Below are 14,230 nucleotides of genomic sequence, written 5' to 3'. Positions count from 1 at the left end.
ATCTACTCCTTCAGAACAGCTTCAATATATTTTTCCGGATTCAGCAGCGTCTCGGCCGCTTGATCAACGTAAGGCGACACCCATTCTGTACCCAATCCGAAGAGAAGAGACAGCAAGAGAAAAATAGCTGCCGGATAAAGAAGCCCTTTAGCTGTTCGATGATTTGGTTTTGGCGTTTCTTTTTCTTCGCCCCAAAACGCATGTATAAAGATTCGCAGCACAGAGTACAGGACAAGCAGACTCGAAAGCAGAATCAGCATGGATATCGTAAATTCACCTTCTGCGAAGCCGCCCTCCGCAATTTTAAATTTGCCGACAAATCCGCTCAGTGGCGGAATGCCAGCAAGAGAAATAGCGGAAATGAAAAACATCCATCCAAGAACAGGATAGCGTTTGATCAGTCCGCCCATTTTATGCAGGCTCGCAGTTCCAGTCAATGCGATCAGCGTGCCCGCCAGCATAAATAAAGCGCCCTTAATCAGCATATCGTGAATCAGATAGTAAATGGCGCCTTGAATGGATGCGGGGGTGTGTACTGCCACACCAAACAAAATCACGCCGACAGCGGTAATAATGTTATAGATCACAATTTTCATGACATCTGAATAAGCGAGTGAACCGATTACACCGAAAATCACAGTCAGCGCCGCCAGCCAAATCATCAGCTGATGGGTAAAGGCTGTATCGTGAATAAAAATCAATGTGAAAACCCTCGTAATCGCATATAATCCGACTTTTGTCAGTAAAGCGCCGAACAATGCGGAGATTGCCGCCGGAGGCGCGTAATAAGAGCCTGGAAGCCAAAAGTAGAGGGGGAAGATTCCGCCCTTCATGCCAAATACCAAAAGCAGCAGGACACCAATCACAGTGATCAGCCCGGTTTGTCCAGATTCAGTGATTTTTACGCTAAGATCCGCCATGTTTAACGTGCCTGTTACCGCGTATAAAAACCCGACACCTATGACGAACAGGGCAGACGATACGATATTAAACACAATATATTTAAGGGATTCCCGCAGCTGAATTTTTGTGCCGCCTAATACAATCAGCATATAGGAAGCAATGAGCAGAAGCTCAAAAAATACGTACATATTAAATAAATCGCCTGTTAAAAACGCCCCGCTGACGCCGGCAAGCAAGAACTGCACGCCGGAGTAATAAAAGGAACGCTCACGTTTTTCACCGACGGAACGGAAGGAATAAAGCCCAACCAATAAACCGATGACCGCTGTTGTGAGAACGAGCAGGCTGGCGAATTGGTCTGCGACGAGCACAATGCCGTACGGTGCTTTCCAGCCGCCTAAGCTAAGTGTTTGGATACCTTTTGTGAAGACAGTCTGTACAAGTATGCCGCTGATCACAATCCCGATAGCCGATGCCGCAGTGCTGAAGATCCGCATGAGCATAAGATTTTTCGTCATGAAAATCAGCAGAATGGCCGACAGAAGCGGGATCAGGATTGGCAAAATAACAAAATTATTCATGTTGATCATTTCCCCTCATTTGATCCATATCGTCCGATTTCAATTCCTGATAAGCGCGAAAGGCCATGACCAGGATGAATGATGTAACGCCAAATGAAATGACAATTGCCGTCAAAATCAGGGCTTGCGGAAGCGGATCGACAAATGATTTGGCATGCTCGCTCAATATCGGAGCGGCGCCTTTCTTTAATCCTCCCATAGTCAAAAGCATTAAATGAACGCCATGGCTTAACAGTGCTGTTCCGATAATGACGCGAAGCAGGCTTTTAGACAGCAGCAAATACGTAGCAGCCATAAAAATAATACCGGCTAATACAGCCATTAAGATTTCCATTATTCTTCCTCTCCAATCGTTTGAATAATGGTCATCGTAATGCCTACGACAACAAGATAAACGCCTAAATCAAATATCGTCGCCGTGGCGAGCTCCGTTTTCCCAAAGATCGGCAGCTGAAAGTATCCGAATGTGTGGGTTAAAAAAGGAGCCCCGAAGACAAAGGAGCCAACGCCTGTTAATACAGCGAGCAGAAGGCCGGCTCCCGCGACATAAATGAAATTAACCGGCAAAAGGGAACGCACGGTTTTTAAATCATATGCCAGAAGCAACAGAACGATGGAAGAGGACGTGATCAGTCCGCCGACAAAGCCTCCTCCGGGCGCGTTATGCCCTGATAAAAATAAATAGAAAGAGAAAAGCAAAATGATAAAGGATACAAGTTTTGTCGCAGTCTGAAGAATTAAGTCATTTGTTTTTTGTTCATTCACCGCTTTTCCCCTCCTCTTTTACTTTTGTTTTAATCATGCTGTAAATGCCGAGAGCGGCTATTGTTAATACCGTAATTTCAAACATTGTATCAAATCCCCTGAAATCAACGAGGATGACATTGACGACATTGTCCCCTCCGCCGAGATCGTGGCTGTGTTTTACAAAGAAGGATGCAATGCTGTCTTTTGTCCGCTGGCTTGAGGATGCGATGCCGAGCAGAGTAACGATCGTCCCGACTCCTAAAGAAATGATAAAATTCGTCATCCGGAACGTTCTCGTTTTTGTTTTCAATCTCAGTTTCGGCAAATGATAGAAGCAAAGCAGAAACAGTGCCACAGAAATCGTTTCAATGACAAGCTGAGTCAATGCCAAGTCCGGCGCTCTGAAAATGACAAAAAACAATGCAAGCGCATAACCGACAACACCAAGTGAAATGATCGCCGTCAGTCTTGACCTAGCAAAAACAGTCGCCACTGTGGCGCTGATCATGACAAGCGTCAAAATGATTTCGTATACGCCGATTTTAGCCATGCCTTCTGTTGAAAAGGAAAATCCGCCTTTGATGACAAAAGCTCCGCCCATCAGAATGATGAAACCAGCGAAAATATACAGCAAGTAATCCCTTAAAAACCCGGTCATATATTGTTTTGTGACCCGGTAAGAGCCTTTCTCCATCAGAGTCAAAAGCTTATCGTATAACCGGTTGAGTGTAAGTTTTGAAGGAAACAGTTTATAGATTCCCTTCCACTTATTCAGCGACAAATAACCGATTGTTCCGATCACAACAATACCCGCAGTCATGAGCAATTCCGTTGTAACCCCATGCCACTGTGAAATGTGAACGTGGAATTTCTCATGTCCGTCCAGCAGTGTCGGATAGATTGAGTTCATCGCAGGCTCTATCAGGCTGTACGACAAGATATTTGGGAAAAAGAAGAGACTGACAGCCAAAGCGACAAGAATGATCGGCGATACGAGCATGCCGACAGGCGCTTCGTGAGCCGGTTTTTCAAGCTGCTCAGGCTGGTAATTTCCTCTGAATGTTTTAAACAGCAATTTCATGCTGTAGATAAACGTAAATACACTTCCGATCCAGGCGAGAACAGGGAACAGAATGCCCCATGTCTGCACGTTGAACAGATCAAAATGTGCTACGCGAAGCATGCTTGTGAAAAACATTTCTTTACTCAAGAATCCGTTAAACGGCGGAAGTCCGGCCATTGAAAATGTTCCGATTAAAGAAATGGTAAACGTAATCGGCATAATCGCCATCAGGCCGCCTAGCTTTCGGATATCCCGTGTGCCTGTTTCGTGATCGATAATCCCGACTGCCATAAACAAGCTTCCTTTAAAGGTAGCATGGTTGATTAAATGGAAAATGGCAGCCATGGCGGCAACTGTATAATATTCTGTATGGCCGTAATGAAGAGCTGCAGCGCTGGCTCCGAGCATAGAGATGATCATTCCGAGCTGGCTGACGGTTGAAAACGCCAAAATCGATTTTAAATCAGTTTGTTTCACGGCATGGAATGAGCCCCAAACCATCGTAAAGAGCCCGACGAGGGATACGATCCAAAACCATTGGGCTGAAATAGCGAAAATTGGACTGAATCTCGCAATTACATAAATGCCGGCTTTTACCATAGTGGCTGAATGGAGATAAGCGCTGACAGGCGTCGGAGCTTCCATCGCATCAGGGAGCCAGATGTAAAAAGGGAATTGCGCGGATTTCGTAAATGCACCTAATAAAATGAGAATCATAGCCGGGATAAACAAATCATGGCCGGCAATTAATTGAACCTGATGAATCATCTCTCTAATACTGAAGGAATCCGTTATCAAATAAAGGAGAATAAATCCGCCAAGCATGCACAGCCCGCCGCTGACCGTAATCAAAAGTGATTTGGCGGCGCCGTAGCGCGACTTTTCTCGCTTATACCAATAGCCGATCAGCAAAAAGGATGAAAGGCTTGTAAGCTCCCAGAACATGTAGAGAACCATGACATTGTCTACAAGAACAACGCCGAGCATGGCGCCCATAAACATCAATAAGTAGACATAAAAGGGCCCAAGCTGTTCTTTTTCTTTCGATAAATAAAAAATACTGTAAAGAGTGACCAAAGAGCCGATGCCTGTGATCAGCAAGGCGAATAATAGCCCGAGGCCGTCTATATAAGCGGTAAAATTAATGCCGAGTGAAGGAATCCACTCTAATACCGACCGAAGTGTTTCTCCAGATTGTGTCATCCTGATCATGGGGAGAAAGTATATAAACAGCAAGACGGGCAGGACTAACACAAACCAGCCCGTATGCACTCTTTTTGCGTATTTTGCCAAGAATGGAATGATAAAAGCAAATAAAAAAGGCGATAAAATAGCAAAATGTAAGAGCTGCAAAGTAAGACCTCCTTTTTCTCGTTCTCAATTGAAAAATGCGCTATGTATGAAATATACGGTCAAACGACCTAGTCCAAATTATATCGCACTTTTCTGCAAGCTGCCACGCTTCGAACTGCTGAAATTGATTTTTATGAGTTCTTTTGACCTCAAAATAAGTCTAACAAAAAAGAGGTTATTTGTATATTTAAAATCATTCCTGATCAAGCTGAATGTAAGGAGCTGGTCATGTGAAAAGAAAAATAGTGATGTGCTCAGGTTTATTCTGCTCAGTATTTACAGGGGCATTCATGTTGAATCAATATGACGGGCGCAGCAGTGTGGCTGCTCGTGATGAGTGGGAGCTGTATTTACTGGAGCATCACCTGTCAGCCAGAATGAGTGAGACGGAATCAAAGGATCTGCCGTTTGGTCCGCGAGAGTATATTCGGATTGTAAATAGATAAAAAAGAGTTCCGCATAAAACGGAACTCTTTCTGTTTATGAAGTGAAAAAACGAAGCAGAACTGTCGCGCAAATCACTGTGCCTGCACCGCCGAGACGTGTTGAAATTTGGGCAAACGGCATAAGGCCCATTCTTCCTGACGCTGATAAAATGGCAACATCACCCGTTCCGCCGAGACCGCTGTGGCAGCAGGTAACGATTGCGGATTCAACCGGGTACATGTTCATCAGCTTGCCCACAAAATATCCAGAACTAATCATCGCGATTACAACTGATATACAAATGATGACAAACGGAATAGAAATCACAGACGCCACGTCATCCAACGGAATAAAGAGGATGCCGAGACCGACCATGAGCGGCCATGTAAAGCTTGAAGAAATAAACTTATAAAGCTGGTAAGCGCCTTCTTCCATTTTTTTCGGAAGAATATTCGCATACTTGACAGCCGCAGCTGAAATAATCATTAAAATCGCGCCTGGAATGAAGATGAACTTCTCCAATAACCCGCCGAAAATAAAGAATGTACACGCGAGCAGAACTCCAGCTCCCATGAGTTTGAAATCAATTTTTGCTTCGGCTTCTTTTTGATTAAAAATCTCATTTGCTTTTTTAGATTTTACGAGGCGTCCGTTCCCATTAAGATCTGGACGCTTATCGCCAAGCTTTTTCATTAAGGCTGCACATATGATAGCAAAAACGTTTCCTATAATAGCGGCTGGAACCAGCTGAGACACAAACACATCAGCGGATGAGCCCAGTATTTGTGAATAGGCGATTGAAAGCGGCAAAATTCCTTCACCTATTCCCCCGGCAATAATCGGGACAACCACAAAGAAAAAGGAATCATAAGCACTGTAGCCAAAAATAAATCCGACAAGAATGCCTGCTGCAACGGCTGCGATCGTTCCTGCAACCAGTGGAACGAACATTCTGATAAACCCCTGTATTAAAACAATTCGGTTCATACCGAGGATACTTCCCACTACAAGGCAAGCGATATAGAAATAAAGGAAATTAGACGTTTTCATCAAGTTGGTTACAGCGTCTAAAGATGTTGAATTCAGTACATTGTAAAAGACTAAAAATGAAGGAACAAATAAAGATAAAATAGCAGGGCCGCCAATATCCTTCAATATCGGTATACGTTGGCCTATGTCTCCAAGAAATACACCAAGAATCATGATGATGGCAAACCCGCCAAGCATATTTGCCGGCAGCTCATTGTAATAGGCTGCAAGAATAATAATAACAGCTAATACTGTGTATAATGGCAGAGGAATCACACCGATTTCCCAAGCCCAGATTTTTTGAAACAGGTTTTTCCCCTGTGGGTCTTTTTGCTCAGGTGAAATTGTCCCCGTTTTTGGAATTGCTCCCATGTCATACACCCCCATGTATTGTTTGTTACAGTCTACAAGAAAGCGTTAACACTTCATATTTTTTTAAGTTAAAAAACCAATAAACAATTAAATTAAGGGGGTCTTTTGAATTAGAAAAAACCCTGAGAAGCATCTTCCCAGGGGAGAATGTTTTATCTTTTTCCTTTAATATAAGGCACACCATTGGCTTTTGGCGCATCTGCCCGCCCGATAAAGCCGGTTAAAGCGAGAATCGTTAAGACATAAGGAGCCATCAGCATATACACATTTGGTATGTCTTTAAAGAGAGGGAGCAGCGATCCGATGATGCTTAAGCTTTGGGCGAATCCGAAAAACAGGGCGGCTCCCAGCGCCCCAATCGGATGCCATTTTCCAAATACAAGCGCTGCCAGTGCGATAAAGCCTTGTCCGGAGATGGTAGAGTGCGTAAAATCAAGCGCAATCGTGGAAGCATATACGCCGCCGCCGAGACCGCCAAATAATCCGCTGATCATCACGCCGATATAGCGCATTTTATATACGTTGATTCCCATCGTATCGGCTGCCATCGGATGCTCTCCGACAGAACGGATACGGAGGCCGAACGGCGTTTTAAACAAGATAAACCAAGAAAGAAAGGCAAGTGCTATTGCAAGAATAGACGTATAATAAACATCCGAAAAGAAGATCTTTCCCAAAACAGGGATATCGCCCAAGCCAGGAATTTTTGTCTTATAAAAAGGCTCTGGAATTTTGTCTGTCTGCGCTTTGCCGTAGATCAGCTTGACGATAAATAAAGTTGCCCCAAGCGCCAGCATGTTAATGGCGACACCGCTGACTGTCTGGTCGGCGCGAAATGAAATCGCCGCTGCCGCGTGAATCAGTGAGAACAGTACGCCTGCTGCCATGGCGGCGAGGAGTGAAAGCCATGGTGCGGAGGCACCTAATTCCTGACCTAAAAATAAATTAAATAACACGCTGGTGAACGCCCCGATAATCATGAGGCCTTCTAGACCGATATTCACAACACCTGATCTCTCGGAAAACACGCCGCCGAGAGCAGTTAAAATAAGCGGGGCCGCATAAACGAGTGTGGCTGGGACAATGATAGATAAAATCTGCACAAAGTCCACTTAATTCGCCCCCTTTTTCTTCAATTTGCCCATGACAAAACGAATCGCATAGCTTGAAGCCACAAACAGAATAATAATGGCAATCACAATGTCGACAACCTCTGATGGGACGCCTGATTCAATCGGCATATTTAACGCGCCGATTTTCAGCCCGCCAAGCAGGCATGCCGCCAGTACAACGCCGATGGCTGTGTTTCCCCCGAGAAGAGCGACCGCGATACCGTCAAAGCCTACGCCGGTAAATGCGCCTTTCACTGCTGCGTATTCGAATGTTCCCAGGCCTTCCATGGCTCCGGCAAGTCCTGCAAAAGCACCGGAGATAAGCATGGAGGTCATGATATTCTTTCGCACGCTCATGCCGGCATACTGGGAAGCATGCTGGTTAAACCCGACGGCCCGGAGCTCAAATCCCTTTGTTGTTTTGTTGATGATAAACCACATGATAACTGCTGCGAGAAGGGCAACGATGATTCCAAAATGCAGCCGTGAGTAATCGGTGATCTGTTCAAGAATCGGAGAGCGGAGGGAGGCGGATTCTTGAATTTTTCCCGTCTTATCTTGATGATCTGTCAAGACGTTTGAAATGATGTAATTGGTCATATGCAGTGCGATATAATTCATCATAATGGTGACAATGACTTCATGAACATAGAAGCGCGCTTTCAAAACGCCGGGAATAAAACCCCATAATCCTCCTGCAGCTGCCGCTGTAAGCAGTGCGAGCGGCAAGTGGATATATGCTGGTCCGTCAAACGCCGTACCGACCCAAACAGCTGCTGTCCAGCCGACGAGCAGCTGGCCCTCCACACCGATATTAAAGAGTCCGGTTCTGAATGCAAAAGCCACAGCCAATCCGGATAAGATATAAGGCGTAATTTGCCGGATGGTTTCACCGACATAATAGATTTCTCCGAATATCCCATTCCACAAAGCTGAATATCCGCTGATCACACTGTAGCCGCTCGCAAACATAATCAGCGCTCCGGCTGCAAGACCGAGAATGATTGCGATGAGCGGCACGAGTAAATGAGAGAGTCGTTTAACCATTTGCTTTCCCCGCTTCCTTTTGCGTGCTTCCTGCCATCAAGAGACCTAGCTCCTGTTCGGTGGTGTCCTGCGGATTGACACTGGCGATAATGCGTCCTTCAAAAATAACGGCGATTCTGTCACTGAGATTCATAATTTCTTCAAGCTCAAACGAGAGGAGAAGAACGGCTTTCCCGGCATCACGCTGTTCAATGAGCTTTTTATGGACAAATTCAATAGCTCCGACATCAAGGCCTCTAGTCGGCTGGGCGGCGATTAATAAATCAGGATTTCGGTCTACTTCCCGCCCGATAATCGCTTTCTGCTGGTTTCCGCCTGACAATGCCCGCGCGTGTGTGTATTCATCCGGCGTTCTGACATCGTACTCGCTGATCAGGCTGCGCGCTTTTTTGTACATTTCGCCTTTATGTAAAACGCCCAATGCTGAATACGGCTTTTTGTAATAGCTTTGCAGCACAATATTCTCTCCGATTGGAAAATCAAGGACGAGACCGTGCTTATGGCGATCCTGAGGAATATGTCCGATTCCGGATTCAGTGATTTTTCTTGGCGTCAGGTTTTGGATCTGTTTTTCGTTTAAGGTGATGGTTCCTGAATCTGTTTTGCGGAGTCCTGTTATCGCTTCAATCAGCTCCGATTGCCCGTTTCCGTCGACGCCGGCTATGCCGAGTATTTCTCCAGCTTTGACTGAAAGCGACAAATTCCTGACCGTCTCAAATCCGCGGGTATCCTTTACAGTGATGCCGTCAATCGCAAGCACTTCCACCCCCGGCTGAGCAGCTTTCTTTTCGGTTTTGAACGATATCTCGCGGCCAACCATTAGACTGGCGAGTTCGTCTTGGTTTGTATCACGGACATCAAGGGTTTTGATGCCTTTTCCTTTGCGGATAATCGTAACGCGGTTACAAATCTCCATAATCTCTTTCAGCTTATGGGTGATTAAGATGATAGACTTCCCTTCATTGACCAGGTTCTTCATAATTTGCATCAGTTCCTTGATTTCATGAGGCGTCAAAACAGCCGTCGGTTCATCAAAAATGAGAATGTCAGCACCGCGGTAGAGGGTTTTTAATATTTCTGCGCGCTGCTGCATACCGACTGATATGTCAGCTACTTTTGCTTCTGGATGGATCTGCAGGCCGTATCGATCGGAAATATCCTGTACCTCTTGGACTGCACGCTTCCGGTCAATTCTGCCAAACTTTTTTGGCTCTTTCCCGAGAATAATATTTTCAGCAACTGTAAAGGTGTCAACAAGCATAAAGTGCTGGTGCACCATCCCAATACCAAGGTCATTCGCTTTGTTCGGACTGTTGATGTGCACCTTCTCGCCGCGCACCCGAATGTCACCCCGCTCCGGCTGATATAGCCCGAAAAGGACATTCATCAATGTTGATTTCCCCGCTCCGTTTTCACCGAGCAGCGCGTGTATTTCACCTTTTTTGACTTGAAGATTGATATTGTCATTGGCGACGATACCAGGAAACTCTTTGCGGATATTGAGCATTTCAATGACATATTCCATTGATTGACCGCTCCTTTATTCAAAATAAAAGAAAAACAAGGGATAAGGGCTCGACCTCCTTATCCCTGCGATTCTTATTCAGCTTTGAAGGTTTTCAGCTCTTTCTCAGTTGTCGGGACTTCCAACCCGTCGATGATTTTTTTCTTCCATTTATCGACCTCTTTGATCACATCATCCGATAGATTTTGTTTAGATGGAGAAATGCCGACTCCGTCTTGATCAAGCCCGTAGGTAAGTGTTTCGCCGCCCGGGAACTTTCCGTCGCTCGCTTTTTTCGTTAAATCTTCAACCGCTGTATCTACTTTTTTAACCATGGAAGTGAGGGTGACATTATCATCAGTTCCTTCTACCTGGCCTTCTGCGTATTGGTCTTTATCAACACCGATGACCCAGACATTGCGTTTTGGATCTTCTTTTTTCAGGTTTTTCGCTTCAGTAAAGACACCTGTGCCAGTGGCTCCTGCTGAGTGATAAATAACATCTACACCTGATTTATACATGCTTTCGGCGGTTGCTTTGCCGACATCGGCTTTATCGAAACCCCCTGCATATTTCACTTCCACAATGGCTTTTGGGTTAATTGCCTTCACACCGGCACGGAAGCCGACCTCGAATTTTTTGATTAACTCTGATTCCATGCCGCCTACAAAGCCGATTTTTCCTGATTTGCTTGATAGGGCTGCGGCCACTCCGACGAGAAAGGAGCCTTCCTGTTCTTTAAACGTAATACTTGCGACGTTGTCTTTATCGACAACAGCATCTATAATCGCAAAGTTTGTATTTTTGCGCTGATCAGCAATTTCACTGATTGAATCCTCCATTAAGTAGCCGACGCCGTAAATCAAGTCAAAATTTTCACGTGCCAATTTATTTAAGTTCGTTGTATAGTCTGCATCTGATTTGGATTGAAGATAGTCATAACCGTTTTTTCCTTTTTTCAGACCGTTTTCTTTCCCGAAGGCTTGGATGCCTTCCCAGGCTGATTGGTTGAAGGATTTGTCATCCACTCCGCCTACGTCAGTAACCATCGCTACACTGAATTTGTTTTTGCCTTCGCCGGAGCCGCTGCTTTTTTCGCTGTTTCCGCATGCTCCTAATATGGTGCCTGCTGCGATCACAAGGGACATCGCCAATCCGATTTTTCGTTTATTCAAGATATAACCCCCCAGAAAAATTTGGTTCAAAGCTGATCCGGCCAGTCATGTGATGGGCTGTCCTGAACAATTTCTTAGAATCGATAAAATTTTCTGATAATAACAAATGGAATGCGCTGAGACAGTTCTATTCTTCCCTGAATAGGCGTGGTGTGAGTATTTCCTTCGAAAGGCGGGGAAGAGAAGGATGCGGAAGGCGTTCCGGGCGGAAAACCGTGACATCTTTTTCTGAAGTAAGACTTATGACTTAGTTTTTCGGGATCAACTAACCAATCATAATTTATCATTTAACTTATAAGAAATAAATAGAAATTTGCAAAATTTTCTTAAAAGTATCTATTTTTAGAATTATTTGTTCAAAATAGAAAAAACCTTTATTATTCTTGTATAACTTACCAACAATACAATCAAGCGTCTTGGCAAGAGATATGACAAAAAAACGCACTGCTCGGAGCAAGCAGTGCGTTTTTTTATAGATATTGTTTTATTCCGTTAAGGTTACTGTTGTTGACGTTGTACTGAAACACTGGTCTTCCAATCGTTCCGTACGCCATTTCTACATTCAGAACTTGTATATCTTCAAGAAATTTTAAGTATTTTCGTATGGATACTTGAGAGATTTCTGTGTGCTTTGCTAAGTCTTCTGTCGTAAAAGATTCATTTTCAAATGACTGGATACTGGACCAGATCAGCTTTAGCGTGCTTTTTGTCAGGCCTTTAGGAAGCTGTACTTTTTCTGTTGCTTCTTTCTTTTGAAAAAGCTCGGCGTCGAGTTCTTTTTGACTCATGTTGCGATGGGTTGAATACACCTTTTGTTTTCGTCTGTAATCAGACAGAGCCGTTTGGAAACGTTCAAATTCAAACGGTTTGATTAAATAATCGACAGCTCCGTAACGAAGTGTTTTTTTGATCACGTCAAGCTCGCTGGCCGCTGAGATGACAATCACATCAACCGCTTCATTTTGGGCTCTCAATTCCGTCAGCAGTTCCAGCCCGTTTTTCCCCGGCATATAAATATCAAGCAAAATGAGGTCGATATGATGCTCGCCTAAGATATGCAGAGCGCTTTGAAAGGAAGAAGCGATGCCTTTCAGCTGAAAGCCATCTATTTGGCTTAAGTATCGTTTATTTAATTCACCCACCATGGGGTCATCTTCAACTATTAGTACATTAATCATGATTTTCCTCCTTCGGTTCGTACGGGATGCGAATACTGAATGTCGTTCCTTCATTCTTTTCGCTTGTGAGGATCATTTGGCCCTTTAAATTTTCGATGCTTTGCTGTGTGAAATAAAGGCCGAATCCCCGGTTTTTGCCCTTTGTTGAATAGCCTTGTTCAAATACTTTGGCTTGGTCTTCTTCTGACATGCCTGCTCCAGTATCGGTAATTTCAATGTCCAGTATGCTGTTATGAAAGCGCATGGACATGGTGATTTGTTTTTTCGGCATTTCGGCAACGGCGTCAAGGCCATTGTTGATGAGATTTCCGATAATTGTAATGAGTTCATGGATGACAGATGGGTCTGCCGCGTTCGGGATGACACCGTTGCATTCAATATCAAGATTTGCGCCCTGCTCACGTATGAAGCTTTGCTTTCCGAGCAGAAAACCGGCCAGTACGGAGCTTTTGACATCATTTATAATTTCACTTGTTTCTGATTTTTGCTGTATGGCTATATCTTTAATATAATCTCCAAGATCATCATACTCTTTCAGCTGGACGAGACCTAATATCACATGCAGTTTGTTCATAAATTCATGAGACTGCGCTCTCAGTGCGTTTGCATACATTTTAACACCTGATAGCTGTTCAGCTAAATGTTTTACCTCGGTCTTGTCTCGGAATGTCGCAATCGCTCCGACAGTTTGTCCTTTCAGCTGGATAGGAACTTCATTAAACACAAGCTCCAATCCGTTAATGCGGACGTCTCTGTCTTGAAGGGGTTTTTTTGTCTCAATAACCTTTTTCAAGCGGCTTTTCGGCAATATGTCATCTACATCCTGATCAATGGGATTTGTGTTGATGCCCATTTTGACGAATAGGCGCTTTGCTTCCGCATTGGCAAGTTTGATTTTGCCGTGCTCATCGACAGCGAGTATTCCTTCCTTCGTCGATTCCAGCATCGCGCTCCGTTCTTCAAGCAGAGTCGCAATTTCATAAGGTTCAAGTCCGTACATGATATTTTTTACCGTACGGGCGACGATAACAGCTCCGATTACACCGACGAAGATGCTGACGCAGATAATAAAGTAAAGCGGCCGTAAGCTATGGCTGATCACTTCATCAATTTCATTTACGGTGATGCCGACCGCGACTGCACCGACCTGTTTTCCATTCTCCGCGTAGACAGGGACGAACGCTCTCTGCGATTTCCCGAGCGTACCAGAGGCTGTGCTGATATGGACATGCCCTTTTAATACCTCGGATTCATCGCCGCCCCTGAATTTTTTTCCGATTTTGCTCGGGTCAGGATGGGTTTTGCGAATACCGTTCATATCCATGACGACAACAAATTCCGTGCCGGTGATTTTCTGAACCCGCTTTGTGTAGCTCTGCAGTTCCTTTTGTTTTTTTCCACTTTCTAAAGCAGCGGCTGTCATCGGCGCTTCTGCTACCATTTCAGCAGTCTGCAGCGCAGTGGCCTTTTCCTGGTCTCTAATCCGTTTGGTCGTTTGGGCACCGACTGTGAAAAATGTAATGAGCAATGCGATTAATACAACGATACAAACAAATATGGTGAGTCTGGTTTGCAGTTTTAATGTTTTTTTCATATAAAACTTCCTTACGTTTTATGATTCCTGCGTACTACTTTACTCTCAAAATGCTGCTTTGTGAAGATTTGGGACCGTAATTCGTAAAAAGGAGAAAAAATGGAATAATTTATCTTGTCAATGTGTTTTAAGTCCTCCATAATAAA

12 protein-coding genes are annotated in these 14,230 nt (G+C 44.5%); 1 reads left to right on the top strand and 11 read right to left on the bottom strand.

What is annotated here, in order from left to right; all coding sequences use genetic code 11:
- Window positions 1–2: 2 nt before the first annotated feature.
- From BFW96_RS18380 to BFW96_RS18365, 4 genes are read right to left on the bottom strand one after another with little or no spacing between them, the layout of a single operon-like run.
- Window positions 3–1,484 (bottom strand): Na+/H+ antiporter subunit D, encoded by a 1,482-nt coding sequence (locus BFW96_RS18380; protein WP_040081971.1) that lies wholly within the window; start codon window positions 1,482–1,484, stop codon window positions 3–5.
- Window positions 1,477–1,818, bottom strand: coding sequence for a Na(+)/H(+) antiporter subunit C (locus BFW96_RS18375; protein WP_003220730.1), 342 nt, complete (start codon window positions 1,816–1,818; stop codon window positions 1,477–1,479). The genes BFW96_RS18380 and BFW96_RS18375 overlap by 8 nt, the downstream gene beginning before the upstream one ends.
- Window positions 1,818–2,249 (bottom strand): Na(+)/H(+) antiporter subunit B, encoded by a 432-nt coding sequence (locus BFW96_RS18370; protein WP_014665185.1) that lies wholly within the window; start codon window positions 2,247–2,249, stop codon window positions 1,818–1,820. The genes BFW96_RS18375 and BFW96_RS18370 overlap by 1 nt, the downstream gene beginning before the upstream one ends.
- Window positions 2,242–4,647 (bottom strand): Na+/H+ antiporter subunit A, encoded by a 2,406-nt coding sequence (locus BFW96_RS18365; RefSeq protein ID WP_069840240.1) that lies wholly within the window; start codon window positions 4,645–4,647, stop codon window positions 2,242–2,244. The genes BFW96_RS18370 and BFW96_RS18365 overlap by 8 nt, the downstream gene beginning before the upstream one ends.
- Before the next feature lie 230 nt (window positions 4,648–4,877).
- On the opposite strand from BFW96_RS18365, the gene BFW96_RS18360 reads away from it, so the two are divergent.
- Complete coding sequence (locus BFW96_RS18360; RefSeq protein ID WP_041521413.1) at window positions 4,878–5,093, top strand: hypothetical protein; 216 nt, start codon at window positions 4,878–4,880, stop codon at window positions 5,091–5,093.
- A gap of 34 nt (window positions 5,094–5,127) precedes the next feature.
- On the opposite strand, the gene maeN is transcribed toward BFW96_RS18360, so the two are convergent.
- From maeN to maeL, 7 genes are all read right to left on the bottom strand, one after another.
- Window positions 5,128–6,474: a sodium/malate symporter MaeN gene (maeN, locus tag BFW96_RS18355; RefSeq protein WP_069840239.1), complete on the bottom strand. Its 1,347-nt coding sequence runs from the start codon at window positions 6,472–6,474 to the stop codon at window positions 5,128–5,130.
- Between the two features lie 152 nt (window positions 6,475–6,626).
- Window positions 6,627–7,586: a guanosine ABC transporter permease NupQ gene (gene nupQ / locus BFW96_RS18350; protein WP_069840238.1), complete on the bottom strand. Its 960-nt coding sequence runs from the start codon at window positions 7,584–7,586 to the stop codon at window positions 6,627–6,629.
- Window positions 7,587–8,633 (bottom strand): guanosine ABC transporter permease NupP, encoded by a 1,047-nt coding sequence (gene nupP / locus BFW96_RS18345; protein WP_069840237.1) that lies wholly within the window; start codon window positions 8,631–8,633, stop codon window positions 7,587–7,589.
- On the bottom strand, window positions 8,626–10,158 hold the full coding sequence (gene nupO / locus BFW96_RS18340) for a guanosine ABC transporter ATP-binding protein NupO (protein WP_069150213.1): 1,533 nt from the start codon (window positions 10,156–10,158) through the stop codon (window positions 8,626–8,628). The genes nupP and nupO overlap by 8 nt, the downstream gene beginning before the upstream one ends.
- Window positions 10,159–10,232: 74 nt before the next feature.
- Window positions 10,233–11,312, bottom strand: a complete 1,080-nt coding sequence (gene nupN, locus BFW96_RS18335; RefSeq protein ID WP_069840236.1) for a guanosine ABC transporter substrate-binding protein NupN — start codon at window positions 11,310–11,312, stop codon at window positions 10,233–10,235.
- Between the two features lie 470 nt (window positions 11,313–11,782).
- Complete coding sequence (gene maeM / locus BFW96_RS18330) at window positions 11,783–12,490, bottom strand: two-component system response regulator MaeM (RefSeq protein WP_014477821.1); 708 nt, start codon at window positions 12,488–12,490, stop codon at window positions 11,783–11,785.
- Complete coding sequence (gene maeL, locus BFW96_RS18325) at window positions 12,483–14,084, bottom strand: two-component system sensor histidine kinase MaeL (RefSeq protein ID WP_069840235.1); 1,602 nt, start codon at window positions 14,082–14,084, stop codon at window positions 12,483–12,485. The genes maeM and maeL overlap by 8 nt, the downstream gene beginning before the upstream one ends.
- Between the last annotated feature and the right edge of the window lie 146 nt (window positions 14,085–14,230).

Source organism: Bacillus sp. F56 (assembly GCF_001748205.1).
Lineage (GTDB): Bacteria > Bacillota > Bacilli > Bacillales > Bacillaceae > Bacillus > Bacillus stercoris.
Note: the sequence above shows the minus strand (reverse complement) of the source record. Positions and strands in the feature narration are given on the sequence as shown.